Here is a 14,581-nt window from a genome sequence, read left to right on the forward strand (position 1 = left end):
TTTCAGAAAGTTTATTATAACGCTTTTTACGTGATTTTTCAAACTTTTATAGGACGAAATGTGTGAAGACTTCTCTTTCTAGTTTAGCTTATGAGTTATTTTTGTTATAATAGAACCATTGACTTTGAAAGAGGAAAAAAGATGAATCCCTTATTAACAGGTATGAATAACCGTCAAATGGAGGCAGTTCAAACAACGGAAGGTCCTTTGCTGATTATGGCAGGAGCTGGGTCTGGAAAAACACGTGTTTTAACCCACCGTATTGCCTATTTGATTGATGAAAAGTTAGTCAATCCTTGGAATATCTTGGCGATCACCTTTACGAATAAGGCTGCTCGAGAAATGAAGGAGCGAGCATTTTCCTTAAATCCCGCAACAGAAGATTGTTTAATTGCGACTTTTCACTCGATGTGCGTGCGGATTTTGCGTAGGGAAGCTGACCATATCGGCTATAACCGCAATTTTACGATTGTCGATCCTAGTGAGCAGCGAACACTGATGAAACGGATTCTCAAAAATCTCAATCTCGATCCTAAGAAGTGGAATGAGCGCGCCATTCTGGGCACCATTTCCAATGCCAAGAACGACCTGATTGATGAGGTGGCCTATGAGAATATGGCTGGTGATATGTATACAGAAATTGTGGATAAGTGCTATACAGCTTATCAAAAGGAACTGCGCCAGTCAGAGGCTATGGACTTTGATGATTTGATCATGCTGACCCTGCGGCTTTTTGACCAAAATCCTGACGCCCTGACCTACTACCAGCAGCGCTATCAGTATATCCATGTCGATGAGTATCAGGATACCAACCACGCCCAGTACCAACTGGTAAAATTGTTAGCTTCTCGCTTTAAAAATATCTGTGTAGTTGGGGATGCTGACCAGTCTATCTATGGCTGGCGGGGAGCCGATATGCAGAATATCCTGGATTTTGAGAAGGATTATCCGGAGGCCAAGGTGGTCCTGCTGGAAGAAAATTACCGCTCGACCAAGACCATTCTGCAGGCTGCCAATGATGTTATCAAAAATAATCGTAACCGCCGTCCCAAAAATCTTTGGACTCAGAATGAAGATGGCGAAGAAATTGTCTACTATCGAGCTAATGACGAGCAGGATGAAGCTCTCTTTGTTGCTCGGACCATTGTTCAGCTGACCCGAGAAGGCTACAGTCATAAGGATTTTGCAGTTCTTTACCGGACCAATGCTCAATCACGGACGGTGGAAGAAGCCCTGCTCAAGGCTAATATTCCTTATACTATGGTGGGGGGCACCAAATTCTATAGCCGTAAGGAAATACGGGATGTCATTAGCTATCTAAATCTCATTGCCAACACCAGTGATAATATCAGCTATGAGCGGGTGGTGAATGAGCCCAAGCGTGGTGTTGGGCCGGGAACAGTAGAGAAGATTCGGAATTTTGCAGCCAGTCAAAATGTGTCTCTTTTAGAAGCCTCCTCACAGATTATGCTTTCACCTGTCAAGGGGAAAGCCGCTCAGGCAGTTTTTGACTTTGCTAATCTCATTTTGAATCTGCGCGAACGATTGGATGAGTTGACGGTGACAGAATTGGTGGAAATAGTTCTTGAAAAGACGGGTTACACTGAGCAATTAGTAGCTCAAGGGACGCTGGAAAGTCAGGCTCGGATCGAAAATATTGAAGAATTCTTATCGGTTACCAAAAATTTTGATGAACATTCTGAAAATGATACAGAAGAAACGGGGCTTAATAAGTTAAGCCGTTTCCTTAATGATCTGGCTTTGGTTGCGGACACAGATGACGCTGGCACTCAGGAAAACTCAGAAGTGACACTTATGACGCTACATGCTGCCAAGGGGTTAGAATTTCCAGTTGTTTTCATTATTGGTATGGAAGAAAATGTCTTCCCACTTAGTCGTGCGGCAGAAGATGAAGATGAGCTAGAGGAAGAGCGCCGATTAGCCTATGTCGGAATTACTCGTGCTGAAAAAGTCTTGTTCCTAACCAATGCTAGTTCACGGCTACTTTACGGGAAAACTAATTACAATCGGCCAACTCGTTTTCTCAATGAAATTAGCTCAAGCTTGTTGGATTATCAAGGATTAGCTCGACCGGTCAATACGTCTTTTAAAGCCTCCTATGTAAATGGAAAAACTATCCAGTTTGGTCAAGGAATGAGTCTCGCGCAAGCATTACAAGAACGAAAACGACAAGCAGCACCAAGTAGTATTGCCTCAAGTCAGTTGCCGTTCGGTAAGAATGTGGAAGCGACTCAGCCAGATCTTGATTGGGCTATCGGTGACATTGCGCATCATAAAAAATGGGGAGACGGAACTGTATTGGAAGTATCAGGTAGCGGTAGTAGCCAAGAATTGAAAATCAATTTTCCAGAGATTGGATTAAAGAAACTTCTGGCCAGTATTGCCCCTATTGAGAAGAAGTCATGAGTAACATTTTGATTGAACTTAGATAGACAAATTTAGCTTTCATGGGTTTAGGAAAAACCAAAAAAGGCGATAGAACTGGTTCAGAAAGATATATCGTTCTAGTTATTACTACAAGGTAGTTGAACCAGTTTTAGAAACAGATCTAGAGATGAGAGTGAAAAATATTTTTTGGAAAACAAGGCTCGATTTGGAGCTAGAAAAATCAAACAGGTGCTTAAAGCCGAAAGATTTCAGCTATCACGTCGTTGAATCCGCTGAATCATGAGTCGATTAAACCTCGTTTGTGTGTCTCAAAAAATGACCTTTAAGCCTTAAGCCCCATTTAAATATGAGGCTTTTTTCTGCAATGAAAAAAGCCCTTTAATCTCTACAGTGGATTTACTTACTACAGAAATGATAGAGGCGAAGTTTACTGTTTTTCATTTGTATCTAAGAATGATATAATGAAATGTAGAAATTTCTTGAATGAGGTGTCTTATGAACGAAATCAAATGTCCCAATTGTGGGGAAGTCTTTACAGTCAATGAAAGTCAGTACAGCGAGCTTCTGGCTCAGGTGCGAACGGCGGAGTTTGACAAAGAGATCCATGTTCGAATTGAGCAGGCGTTAGCTCTGGAAAAACAAAAGGCACAGAATGAGCAACAGCAAACATTAAGCCAGAAAGAATTTGAAATCCAAGAACTCAAGGCGACTATTTCCAATTTTGAATCACAAAAAGAACTGATAAAAAAGGATACAGAGCGGGCGCTGTCTGAAAAACTCATTAATAAAGACAAGGAGTTGCTGGACTTGCAGTCGCAACTGGATCGTATGAAGTTGGAACACCAAAATGAATTACAAGCTTCGCTGACAACCATTGAAAAAGAACGTGACCAGATTCAAAACCAGCTTTTGTTGCAAGAGAAAGAAAATGAATTATCTCTTGCATCTATTAAACAAAATTACGAAGCTCAGCTAAAGGCAGCCAATGAACAGGTGGAATTTTACAAGAACTTTAAAGCACAACAATCTACTAAAGCCATTGGAGAGAGTTTAGAACACTACGCTGAAAGCGAATTTAACAAAGTTCGCAGTTTTGCTTTTCCTAATGCTTACTTTGAGAAGGATAATAAAATTTCTGAACGAGGATCCAAAGGGGATTTCATTTTCCGTGAGTGTGGTGAAAACGGAGTAGAAATCATTTCTATTATGTTTGAAATGAAAAATGAAGCGGACGATACGGAGAAGAAGCATAAAAATGCTGATTTTTACAAAGAATTGGATAAGGACCGCAGGGAAAAGAAATGTGAGTATGCTGTTTTGGTAAGCATGCTGGAATCAGACAACGACTATTTCAATACCGGTATTGTCGATGTTAGCCATGAATATGAGAAGATGTACGTGGTGCGGCCACAATTTTTCATTCAGTTGATTGGACTTTTGCGCAATGCTGCGCTCAATTCTCTCAAATACAAGCAGGAGCTGGCTCTGGTTCGCGAGCAGAATATTGACATTACCCACTTTGAAGACGATTTAGAAACCTTTAAAGTAGCCTTTGCTAAAAATTATAATTCAGCTTCTAAGAATTTTAACAAGGCGATTGAAGAAATCGATAAAGCCATCAAGCGAATGGAAGCAGTCAAACAAGCACTTCAGACGTCAGACAATCAGCTGCGCTTAGCTAACAACAAACTGGACGATGTCTCAGTCAAAAAACTGACTCGCAAAAATCCAACTATGAAAGCCAAGTTTGAAGCCTTGAAGGAAGACTAGAAGGATCCTATGCAGATACGTAAAGCAACCATAAAAGATGCTGAAGCCTTATTGCCTCTATACGAAGACATAGGCTATCCAACGACCGCTTCAAATCTGGCTCGGTGTTTAGAAATAATTCTCTCTCAGCCGCATTATAGCTATCTTTTAGCTGAAAGAAACGGAGAGATTTTAGGTTTCTTAGGTTATGCAAAGCTCTTCTTTTTTGAAGTAGCTGGCTCTTACTATCGTATTTTGGCTTTGTCTGTTGCAAAAGAGGTAAGGCGACAGGGAATTGCTAATAAGCTCATCAATAAGTTGAAAAAACAAGCGGTAAAAGAAGGAATTAAGGTACTGGCTCTAAACAGTGGATTAACTGCTAAACGAAATGTTGCACATTGGTTTTATCAGGCAGTTGGATTTGAAAAAGTGACTGCCGGCTTTGCTTTGTATTTAAAAAGTCAACACAAATAAATCATGAGAAAAATAGTAGAGGAAACAAAGTAATGTCTACAGCAAAAGGGCGGATCTTATATTTTAACGAAAAAAGTATCGATTATATAACTTTTGGAAAGGGCAAGGAAACTCTCGTTATGATACCCGGTTTGGGAAATGGACTAAACACAGTCAAGGGAATGGCACAGAGTTTATCTTTTGTTTATAGATATCTAGGGAAAAGTATCAAGTATATATATTCAGTCGTATCAATGAGTTACCAAAAAAATATTCTACAAAAGACATGGCTGCAGATATAGCGAAAGCTATGAATGCTTTAAGCATTGAATCGGATTTTGTATTGGGGGGCACAAGGTGGAATGATTGCTCAGCATTTAACCTTAGACTTTCCAGAAAAGGTGAAAAAATTGGTGTTAGCAGTGACGGCAGACCAATCCACTAGTTTACTTGAAAAACGAGTTAAAAATTGGTTATTGCTAGCGAGAGAAGGAACTTATACAGAATTGATGTTGGATATAGCCCGTGTTTCTTATACAAGTAAGAGTTATTCCTACCTTCGTTATCTTTATTGGTATTTAAGTCAATTTGGGAAAATAAAAGATCAGCATCGTTTGTCAATACAAGCGCAGTCTTGTTTAGAACATCGAGCGAATTTATTAGAGAGCATAATATGTCCAACACTTATTGTTGGTGCAGCTGATGATCAAGTTATCGGACTGGATGCATCGTATGAGCTAGAAAAACTTATTCCAAATAGTCGTTTGGAAATTTTAGCAGACTGTGGACATGCTCTTTATGAGAAAAATAAGGAATTTAATCAATTGTTGCTAGGATTTTTAGCAGAATAAAGGAATCAAATGGACGGAATTATCAATTTAAAAAAGGAAGCGGGGATGACCTCGCACGATGCGGTTTTTAAGCTGCGCAAGATTTTACAAACTAAGAAAATCGGTCATGGAGGAACATTGGATCCAGATGTGGTAGGGGTTTTGCCTATTGCGGTCGGGAAAGCCACGCGATTGGTAGAGTTTATGCAGGACGAAGGTAAAATCTATGAAGGAGAAGTCACTTTAGGTTTTTCAACAACAACTGAAGATGCGAGCGGTGAGGTGCTTGCAAAGACTCCTGTATTGGCTCCCTTGGATGCAAAATTGGTAGATGAGGCTATCGCTAGTTTGACAGGTCTCATTACTCAGATTCCTCCCATGTACTCGGCTGTCAAGGTGAATGGACGAAAACTCTACGAGTATGCTCGAACTGGAGAAGCAGTAGAGAAACCGAAGCGACAAGTGGCAATTTACAGCTTTGAGCGGACTAGCCCCATTTCTTATGAAAATCAGACAGCCCGATTTAACTTTCGAGTTAGATGTGGCAAAGGCACTTATATCCGCACGTTGGCAGTTGATTTTGGAGTAAAATTGGGATATGCTTCTCACATGTCTCAATTGACTCGGACTTCTGCAGCTGGTATGCTTTTGGAGGAAGCCTTGACCTTGGATGAAATAGCAGAGCAGGTAACAGTAGGGGATTTCTCCTTTCTTCAACCACTCGAATTGGGTATAGGAGATTTGCTTAAGGTAGAGCTTACTGAAAATCAAGCTGAAAATGTTCGATTTGGTCGATTTATTGATGTAGATTCAAATGAAACTCAAGTAGCTGGATTTTTTCAAGGGAAATTACTTGCTATTCTAGAAAAGCGTAACAAAGAATATAAACCTAGAAAAGTATTTCTTTAACATTTTGTGATAAAATAGATAAGTGATGAAAACGATTAGAATTAAAAATGAGCAAAACATTCAACAAATTGAACATACAGTATTAGTGCTAGGATATTTTGACGGATTACATAAAGGTCATCAAGCACTGTTTGCTGAGGCGAGAAAGATTGCAGCAGCAAAGGATTTGAAAATTGCAGTGCTGACTTTCCCAGAATCTCCCAAATTAGCCTTTGTACGGTATCAGCCTTCGCTAATGCTTCATTTGACAAGCCCAGAAGAGCGCTTACAACAATTAGAAAATCTTGGCGTAGATTATCTTTATTTGGTTGATTTCACTAGTCAGTTTGCTCGCAATACGGCTGAACAATTTTTTACAAAATACATCTCGCGTTTGAAAGCAAAAACAGTCATTGCAGGTTTTGATTATCATTTTGGTTCTGATCGACGCAGTGCGGAAGATTTGGAGAAACTGTTTGAAGGACAAGTTATCATAGTTCCTTCTGTAAATTTCAATGGAGTAAAAATTAGCTCAACTCGCATTCGAGAGACGGTACTGGCAGGAAATGTCGCAGAGAGCAATCAATTGCTGGGCTATTCGCTATCCACTAGTGGAATTGTTGTTCATGGCAATGCAAGAGGGCGAACGATTGGCTATCCAACAGCAAATCTTGCTCCGCTGGATCGAGTTATTTTACCAGCAGATGGTGTCTATGTGGTCGATGTAGAGCATGACGGACAGATGTATCGCGGAATGGCTAGCGTCGGGAAAAATGTTACTTTTGAAGGTGATGAACTTCGTTTTGAAGCCAATATTTTTGATTTTTCACAAGATATTTATGGTGATACTATTCGTATTTTTTGGTTGGATAAAATTCGAGATATGGTAAAATTCGATAATGTGGACGAGCTAGTCAAGCAATTGCAAGTTGATAAGGAAATCGCAAGATATTGGTCTCCTAAAAATGAAAACCACTAAATCATGTATTAAGCTTCTTATTTTTCCTAAAAAAATAGGAGAAAATTTGTAAAAATGCCTAGTAATCTTACATAAAATTTAGTATAATGATAACAGTTACAAATAATAAGAAGAGAAATGCATGGTTACACTATTTTTATCACCGAGTTGTACAAGTTGTCGCAAGGCGCGTGCATGGCTATCCAATCATGAAGTTCCTTTTGAGGAGCACAATATCATGACGAGTCCTTTGTCTGCTCCAGAATTACAACATATCCTTTCTCTGACGGAGAATGGAACAGATGACATCATTTCAACTCGCTCCAAAATATTTCAAAAATTAAATTTAGATGTTGAAAGTTTATCAATTTCTGAGTTACTTCGTTTAATCGAAGAAAATCCAAGTCTTTTGCGTCGCCCGATTATTTTAGAAGGTAAACGAATGCAAATTGGATTTAACGAAGATGAAATCCGTGCGTTTTTACCTCGCGGATATAGAAAACAGGAATTGCGCGATGCAACTCTAAGAGCTGAGATTGAATAATATGAATAAAAACTATCGTTACCCACTAGACATGTCGTGGAGCACTGAAGAGCTTGCTTCAGTGCTTTCTTTTTTGAATGATGTTGAGCAGGCTTATGAAGCGAAAATAGCAGCAGAGAAGATATTGGCGTCCTATCAACTCTTCAAAAAAATTGTTCCAAGCAAAGCTGAAGAAAAGCGGATTGGACGTGAATTTGAAATAGCAAGTGGCTATTCCTTATATCGAGCTGTTCAAGCTGCAAAACAAAAGGAGAAAGGAATGTTTTCTCTTGGAAAAGAAATTTAATTTTGCCAAACAAATTGTTCTGAATGTAGCTTCTTACATCAAAGAGCATTTGGATGATCAATTAGAAATCGAAACCAAATCCAGTCCGTCTGATTTGGTAACTCAAATGGACAAGGAAGTTCAGGATAATTTAGTAACCTGGATTTTAGAAGCTTATCCTACGGATCACATTTTAGCTGAGGAAAATGGACTGCGTCATTCTATTTCGGATGGCAATGTTTGGGTCATTGATCCTATTGATGGTACAAATAATTTTGTCGCACAAAAAGCTGATTTTGCTGTTGTATTGGCTTATTTTGAAAATGGGATTGGTCAATTTGGTGTCATTTATGATGTGATAGGAGACAAGTTGTACCATGGTGGTGGTCAATTTGATGTCTATTGCAATGAGCAGAAATTGTCCCCTTACCAAGATCGTCCCTTGAATCAATTTTTAATGGCATCAAATGCTGGTATTTTTGAGCGCAATGATTGGGGAATTGCTGACTTAGCGAAAGAAACCTTAGGAGTTCGAGTGTATGGAAGTGCTGCAATCAGCTTTAGTAAGGTTTTGTCAGGTCAACTTTTGACTTATATTTCCTATATTTGCCCTTGGGATTATGCTGCAGCTTCCATTATGGGAGATAAATTAGGATATACGACAGTGACATTTGATGGTAAGCAGCCTGATTTTGAAAGTCATCAGGGGATTATGATGATTCCAATGATGAAATTGGACGAAATTAAAAAATACATATATCGAAAGCGAGAGGATTAGATGCATTTTCCAAAAGGATTTAAAGAAAAATACTACAATCTTTTGGGAGAGGAGGCTCCCTCTTTTTTTCTAACTTTTGATGAGGAGCCGGTTTCCGCTTTTCGAGTAAATCCACTAAAAGCACATCAAAAACATTTTCTAAATCCTATCTCCAACACGAACTGGGGTTATTATGGCAAGATTTCTGGAAAATCAATAGAGCATGTTACAGGCTTGGTGTATTCTCAAGAACCTGCTGCGCAAATGGTTGCTCAAATTGCAGCACCGCGTCAAGATATGAAAGTGCTTGATTTGGCTGCAGCGCCGGGTGGGAAATCCACTCATTTGTTGTCATACTTGAATAATACAGGTGTGCTTGTTTCCAATGAAATCAATTCAAAGCGTTCGAAGGTTTTAGTAGAAAATATTGAGCGTTTTGGAGCGAGAAATGTAGTGGTGACGAATGAATCTGCTGATAGGTTAAGCCAAGTTTTTCAGGGTTATTTTGATTTGATTGTCTTAGATGCACCTTGCTCTGGTGAAGGAATGTTTAGAAAGCAGCCGGAAGCAATGGAATATTGGAATGAATCTTATCCGACTCGGTGTGCACAGGTTCAGCGTGAGATATTGGAAAATACGGTAAAAATGTTGGCGACGAATGGCGAACTCATTTATTCCACTTGTACTTGGTCGCCAGAGGAAAACGAACAGATAGTGGATTGGTTGTTAGAAAATTATCCACTTGAATTAGTCGAAATTCCTAAAATCAATGGGATGATTGCAGGTATTAACTTTCCAGAAACTGCACGTATGTATCCTCACCATTTCAAAGGTGAAGGTCAATTTGTTGCAAAATTTCGCCTTTGTAGTAAGCAGTCAGCAAAAAAATTAAAAGTAAAAAAGAGCCATCTGACATCTGAGCAGAAGATGTTGTGGCAGAAGTTTCAAAGAGAACATCTAGCTATAGATCTGACTGGAGAGTTACAGACTTTCGGTGATCATTTGTATCTGTTACCACTAGGGCTGCCAGATATGTCGAAATTAAAAATTGCTAGAAATGGCTTATATCTGGGAGTCTTTAAGAAAAAACGTTTTGAACCAAGTTTTGCTTTGGGTCTTGCTTTAAAACCAAACGAGGTGAAGCGAGTAATTGAAATTGATGAGGAGCAATTTAAAAAATATGTTGCTGGTGAAATAGTAAATCTCGATCAAAAATATGGAAATGGTTGGTACCAGATAATCGTTCAAGGCAATGGTCTAGGATTTGCAAAAGTAACTGGAAATATTCTGAAAAATTATTTTCCAAAAGGCCTCAGATTTCAATAAAAAATCTTTCCAAAATCATCTATATATGTTATAGTGAGATGAGATGCAAAGAAGTTAGAAAAACCATAGATCAACAAGCGTTTTCATATCTTAAAAGGAGATTATTTTGGTAAAGCATAAAAAAATACTTTTGTTTATTACTCTTATGTTTTGTAGTATCAGTTTGTCAGCTTGTGCTTCCTGGATTAACCGTGGTGAATCAATAACAGCTGTAGGCTCGACTGCTTTGCAGCCTTTGATTGAAGCAGTTGTAGACAAATATACTGAAGAAAACCCGAAAAAAATTGTCAATGTGCAAGGTGGTGGATCAGGTACAGGATTATCACAAGTTCAATCAGGTGCAGTAGATATTGGAAATAGTGATTTGTTTGCAGAAGAAAAAGACGGAATCAGGGCTAAAACTTTGGTGGATCACCAAGTTGCTGTAGCGGGTACGGCGATTATTGCAAATAAAGGAATTAAGGTAAATAATTTATCAACAGATCAACTACGCAAAATTTTTACTGGTGAATATACGAACTGGAAACAAGTTGGCGGGCAGGATTTGGAAATTACAATTATCAATCGTGCGGTCGGTTCTGGTAGCCGTGCTGTTTTTGATAGTATTATTATGAAGGGCAAGGAAGCTAAGCAGGCGCAGGAGCAAGATTCTAACGGAATGGTCAAAACGATTGTGTCGCAGACTCCAGGTGCTATTTCTTACTTAGCTTTTTCTTATGTTGATACAAGTGTAAAAAGTTTAAATTTGAATGGCTATAAACCCACAAAGAAAAATGTAACACTTAATAATTGGCCACTTTGGTCTTATGAACATATGTACACTAAGGGAGAACCCAATAAACTTGCTAAGAAATTTCTGGATTATATAATGACAGCAGAAGTACAAAATAATATTGTGGGAAAAATGGGCTATATTCCTATCAATGATATGAAAGTGACTCGTAGTCTTGATGGAACAATTAGCTCAAAGTAACAGAAAGAGTATAGAATAACATGAACGAAGTAGCAAAAAAAATGCTGACAAAGTCAAAGAATTCTCGTTTAGAATCTTTTGGAAAAACCATTACCTTTCTTTGTATGAGTTTAATTGTCTTTGTCGTTGCAATGATTTTATTGTTTGTAGCAGAGAAAGGTCTTTCGACCTTCTTTGTTAATAAAGTAAATATCTTCAGTTTTCTTTTCGGAGCAACATGGAATCCATCTGGTAAGGAGTTTGGCGCTCTACCGATGATTCTTGGCTCTTTCCTCGTAACTCTTCTATCAGCGTTATTGGCGACACCATTTGCAATTGGAGCGGCTGTTTTTATGACGGAGGTTTCTCCTAAAGGTTCAAAAATTCTCCAACCAGCTATTGAACTTCTAGTCGGAATTCCATCGGTTGTGTATGGATTTATTGGATTACAGGTAGTTGTTCCCTTTGTTCGCAGTATCTTTGGTGGAACAGGTTTTGGAATCTTATCAGGAATTTTTGTTCTTTTTGTCATGATTTTACCAACGGTGACCTTTATGACAACAGATAGCCTGCGTGCTGTACCGCGACATTATCGAGAAGCTAGTATGGCAATGGGAGCGACTCGTTGGCAAACGATTTGGCGTGTGACGCTAAAAGCAGCTCGTTCAGGTATTTTTACGGCTATTGTCTTTGGAATGGCTCGTGCCTTTGGTGAAGCTTTGGCGATTCAAATGGTTGTAGGAAATTCAGCGGTTATCCCAACTTCTCTGACAACACCTGCTGCAACCTTGACCTCTATTTTAACAATGGGAATTGGAAATACCGTTATGGGAACCGTTAATAACAATGTCTTGTGGTCGCTTGCTCTGGTTCTGCTTTTGATGAGTTTAGCCTTCAATACTGTGATTAAATTGATTACAAAGGAAAGAGGTAAGAAGAACTATGCACGCTAAAAAGATGGATAAATTAGCAACAGGCGTCCTCTATACCATTGCAGGAATCATTGTTGCTATTCTTGCTTCCTTGATTTTGTACATTTTAGTAAGGGGCTTACCTCATGTTTCGTGGAAATTCTTGACGGGACAATCGTCTTCATACCAAGCGGGCGGCGGAATTGGAATTCAGCTCTATAATTCATTGTTTCTGTTAGTTATCACCTTGATTATTTCCATTCCTCTATCAATGGGAGCAGGGATTTACTTATCTGAGTATGCAAAAAAAGGTCCGGTAACAGATTTTGTCAGAACCTGTATTGAAATTTTATCCTCCTTGCCCTCTGTTGTTGTGGGTCTCTTTGGATATTTGATTTTTGTTATTCAATTTCAATATGGTTTCTCAATCATTTCTGGTGCTTTGGCTTTGACTGTATTTAATCTGCCACAGATGACACGTAGTGTGGAGGACAGCTTACAGCATGTGCATCATACACAGCGCGAAGCTGGGCTTGCACTTGGCATCTCTCGCTGGGAAACGATCGTCCATGTCGTCGTTCCAGAAGCGTTACCAAGTATTGTGACGGGGATTGTATTAGCTTCTGGACGTATTTTTGGGGAAGCTGCTGCGCTTATCTATACAGCAGGTCAGTCTGCCCCAGCACTTGACTGGTCAAATTGGAATATTTTCAGTGTAACTAGCCCAATTTCTGTTTTTCGTCAAGCTGAAACTTTGGCTGTTCACATTTGGAAAGTCAATAGTGAAGGAACGATTCCTGATGCAGTAGAAGTGTCAGCTGGATCAGCGGCAGTACTTCTTATCTTTATTTTAATCTTTAACCTTGGAGCTCGTAAGCTCGGAAGTTATCTGCATAAGAAATTAACATCTGCCTAAAAGGAGAAGAAATGACAGAATATAACTGGAATGAAAAACATATCGTTACTTTTCCTGAGGAAGAGGTTGTTTTATCAACGAAGAATTTGCATGTTTACTATGGTAAAAACGAATCCATTAAAGGGGTTGATATGCAGTTCAAGAAAAATAAGATTACAGCTCTTATCGGGCCTTCAGGTTCTGGTAAGTCAACCTATCTTCGCAGCTTGAATCGGATGAATGATACGATTGACATTGCTAAGGTCACTGGTGAGATTTGGTATGAAGGTATTGACATTAATCGCCCAGATATCAATGTCTATGAAATGCGGAAGCATATCGGAATGGTCTTTCAAAGACCAAATCCTTTTGCCAAATCTGTTTACCGCAACATCACCTTTGCGCATGAACGTGCCGGTGTTAAGGATAAGAAAATCTTAGATGAAATTGTAGAAACATCTCTAAAACAAGCAGCTCTGTGGGAACAAGTAAAGGATGACCTTCATAAATCTGCTTTGATGTTATCAGGCGGTCAGCAGCAACGTCTCTGCATTGCCAGAGCCATTTCCGTGAAGCCAGAAATACTTCTAATGGATGAACCTGCTTCTGCACTCGATCCAATCGCAACAGCGCAGTTAGAAGAAACGATGTTAGAGTTGAAGAAGAACTATACGATTATCATCGTGACCCACAGCATGCAGCAAGCGGCGCGTGCGAGCGATTATACTGGTTTCTTCTATCTTGGTGATTTAATCGAATATGATGAAACAGCCAATATTTTCCAAAATGCTAAGTTACAGTCTACAAATGACTATGTTTCTGGTCATTTTGGCTAAGAAAATTGCTGCTTAATTAGAATTTATTAAAGGATTATCAGAATGACAGAACCTATTTTACAAATCAAGGACTTGTCGGTTTATTATAACAAAAAGAAAGCCCTCAATAGTGTATCATTAGATGTATTGCCTCATGAGATTACAGCTTTGATTGGTCCTTCTGGATCGGGAAAGTCAACCCTTTTAAAAGCAATCAATCGGATGGGAGATTTGAATCCAGAGGTTACAACGACAGGTACTGTAATTTACAATGGACATAATATTTATAGTCCGAGGACAGATACGGTAGAGCTTCGAAAAGAAATTGGAATGGTTTTTCAACAGCCCAATCCATTTCCAATGACGATTTATGAAAATGTTGTCTATGGTCTGCGAATCAATGGTGTTAGAGACAAAGAGGTGTTAGACGAAGTTGTTGAATCTTCACTCAAGAGTGCATCTATTTGGGATGAGGTGAAAGATCGTTTATATGATTCAGCCATTGGCTTGTCAGGTGGTCAGCAGCAACGTGTCTGTGTGGCGCGTGTCTTGGCAACGAGTCCAAAAATTATTCTTTTAGATGAGCCGACATCAGCACTTGATCCCGTTTCTGCCGGAAAAATTGAAGAAACACTGCATGGACTGAAAGATAAATATACGATGTTATTGGTGACGCGTTCGATGCAGCAAGCTAGCCGTATTTCAGACAAGACAGCGTTCTTCCTGGGTGGAGATTTAATTGAATTTAATACTACAAAAGAAATGTTTCTCAGTCCAATTCATAAAGAAACAGAAGATTACATTACAGGAAAATTTGGCTAGAAAGATG

General features: G+C 39.1%; 14 protein-coding genes and 1 pseudogene. All 15 read left to right on the top strand.

Annotated elements, in window-relative coordinates; translation table 11 throughout:
- Window positions 1-141: 141 nt before the first annotated feature.
- The 15 genes and pseudogenes from pcrA (at window position 142) to pstB (H8787_RS04885) (ending at window position 14,574) form a co-directional block, all read left to right on the top strand.
- Window positions 142-2,427, top strand: coding sequence for a DNA helicase PcrA (gene pcrA, locus H8787_RS04815; RefSeq protein ID WP_187328344.1), 2,286 nt, complete (start codon window positions 142-144; stop codon window positions 2,425-2,427).
- 477 nt (window positions 2,428-2,904) lie between these two features.
- Window positions 2,905-4,179: a DUF2130 domain-containing protein gene (locus H8787_RS04820; protein WP_187328345.1), complete on the top strand. Its 1,275-nt coding sequence runs from the start codon at window positions 2,905-2,907 to the stop codon at window positions 4,177-4,179.
- A gap of 9 nt (window positions 4,180-4,188) precedes the next feature.
- Entirely contained in the window at window positions 4,189-4,632 is a 444-nt protein-coding gene (locus H8787_RS04825) for a GNAT family N-acetyltransferase (protein ID WP_003069529.1), read from the top strand.
- A gap of 32 nt (window positions 4,633-4,664) precedes the next feature.
- A pseudogene (locus H8787_RS04830) lies at window positions 4,665-5,462 on the top strand (alpha/beta fold hydrolase).
- 9 nt (window positions 5,463-5,471) lie between these two features.
- The gene (gene truB, locus H8787_RS04835; RefSeq protein ID WP_187328346.1) at window positions 5,472-6,350 is read left to right on the top strand and encodes a tRNA pseudouridine(55) synthase TruB; all 879 of its coding nucleotides are present in this window, start codon (window positions 5,472-5,474) and stop codon (window positions 6,348-6,350) included.
- Between the two features lie 25 nt (window positions 6,351-6,375).
- Window positions 6,376-7,308 (top strand): bifunctional riboflavin kinase/FAD synthetase, encoded by a 933-nt coding sequence (locus H8787_RS04840; protein WP_003069522.1) that lies wholly within the window; start codon window positions 6,376-6,378, stop codon window positions 7,306-7,308.
- A gap of 121 nt (window positions 7,309-7,429) precedes the next feature.
- Entirely contained in the window at window positions 7,430-7,831 is a 402-nt protein-coding gene (locus tag H8787_RS04845; protein ID WP_003024146.1) for a Spx/MgsR family RNA polymerase-binding regulatory protein, read from the top strand.
- A gap of 1 nt (window position 7,832) precedes the next feature.
- Window positions 7,833-8,117, top strand: coding sequence for a UPF0223 family protein (locus H8787_RS04850; RefSeq protein ID WP_037597265.1), 285 nt, complete (start codon window positions 7,833-7,835; stop codon window positions 8,115-8,117).
- Complete coding sequence (locus tag H8787_RS04855; protein ID WP_037597201.1) at window positions 8,101-8,874, top strand: inositol monophosphatase family protein; 774 nt, start codon at window positions 8,101-8,103, stop codon at window positions 8,872-8,874. Before H8787_RS04850 ends, H8787_RS04855 begins: the two co-directional genes overlap by 17 nt.
- A complete protein-coding gene (locus H8787_RS04860) occupies window positions 8,875-10,179 on the top strand; it encodes an RsmF rRNA methyltransferase first C-terminal domain-containing protein (RefSeq protein ID WP_187328347.1) in 1,305 nt (434 codons plus the stop codon).
- Between the two features lie 106 nt (window positions 10,180-10,285).
- Window positions 10,286-11,152, top strand: a complete 867-nt coding sequence (locus H8787_RS04865; protein ID WP_048800800.1) for a phosphate ABC transporter substrate-binding protein PstS family protein — start codon at window positions 10,286-10,288, stop codon at window positions 11,150-11,152.
- A gap of 20 nt (window positions 11,153-11,172) precedes the next feature.
- Window positions 11,173-12,084 carry a phosphate ABC transporter permease subunit PstC gene (gene pstC / locus H8787_RS04870; RefSeq protein ID WP_187328348.1) on the top strand — a complete coding sequence of 304 codons (912 nt, stop codon included), beginning with the start codon at window positions 11,173-11,175 and terminating at the stop codon, window positions 12,082-12,084.
- Window positions 12,074-12,958 (top strand): phosphate ABC transporter permease PstA, encoded by an 885-nt coding sequence (gene pstA, locus H8787_RS04875; RefSeq protein WP_003024156.1) that lies wholly within the window; start codon window positions 12,074-12,076, stop codon window positions 12,956-12,958. The genes pstC and pstA overlap by 11 nt, the downstream gene beginning before the upstream one ends.
- 11 nt (window positions 12,959-12,969) lie before the next feature.
- Window positions 12,970-13,773: a phosphate ABC transporter ATP-binding protein PstB gene (gene pstB / locus H8787_RS04880; RefSeq protein WP_003033284.1), complete on the top strand. Its 804-nt coding sequence runs from the start codon at window positions 12,970-12,972 to the stop codon at window positions 13,771-13,773.
- 42 nt (window positions 13,774-13,815) lie between these two features.
- Entirely contained in the window at window positions 13,816-14,574 is a 759-nt protein-coding gene (pstB, locus tag H8787_RS04885) for a phosphate ABC transporter ATP-binding protein PstB (protein WP_006267322.1), read from the top strand.
- Window positions 14,575-14,581: the final 7 nt, after the last annotated feature.

The organism is Streptococcus sp. NSJ-72, from assembly GCF_014334035.1.
Taxonomy (GTDB): domain Bacteria; phylum Bacillota; class Bacilli; order Lactobacillales; family Streptococcaceae; genus Streptococcus; species Streptococcus constellatus.

Coding starts and splice junctions, on each gene's coding strand:
- H8787_RS04850 (WP_037597265.1), top strand. CDS start 7,833: ATGAATAAAAACTATCGTTACCCACTAGACATGTCGTGGAGCACTGAA.
- H8787_RS04845 (WP_003024146.1), top strand. CDS start 7,430: ATGGTTACACTATTTTTATCACCGAGTTGTACAAGTTGTCGCAAGGCG.
- H8787_RS04825 (WP_003069529.1), top strand. CDS start 4,189: ATGCAGATACGTAAAGCAACCATAAAAGATGCTGAAGCCTTATTGCCT.
- pstA (WP_003024156.1), top strand. CDS start 12,074: ATGCACGCTAAAAAGATGGATAAATTAGCAACAGGCGTCCTCTATACC.
- pstB (WP_003033284.1), top strand. CDS start 12,970: ATGACAGAATATAACTGGAATGAAAAACATATCGTTACTTTTCCTGAG.
- pcrA (WP_187328344.1), top strand. CDS start 142: ATGAATCCCTTATTAACAGGTATGAATAACCGTCAAATGGAGGCAGTT.
- truB (WP_187328346.1), top strand. CDS start 5,472: ATGGACGGAATTATCAATTTAAAAAAGGAAGCGGGGATGACCTCGCAC.
- H8787_RS04860 (WP_187328347.1), top strand. CDS start 8,875: ATGCATTTTCCAAAAGGATTTAAAGAAAAATACTACAATCTTTTGGGA.
- H8787_RS04840 (WP_003069522.1), top strand. CDS start 6,376: ATGAAAACGATTAGAATTAAAAATGAGCAAAACATTCAACAAATTGAA.
- pstB (WP_006267322.1), top strand. CDS start 13,816: ATGACAGAACCTATTTTACAAATCAAGGACTTGTCGGTTTATTATAAC.
- pstC (WP_187328348.1), top strand. CDS start 11,173: ATGAACGAAGTAGCAAAAAAAATGCTGACAAAGTCAAAGAATTCTCGT.
- H8787_RS04820 (WP_187328345.1), top strand. CDS start 2,905: ATGAACGAAATCAAATGTCCCAATTGTGGGGAAGTCTTTACAGTCAAT.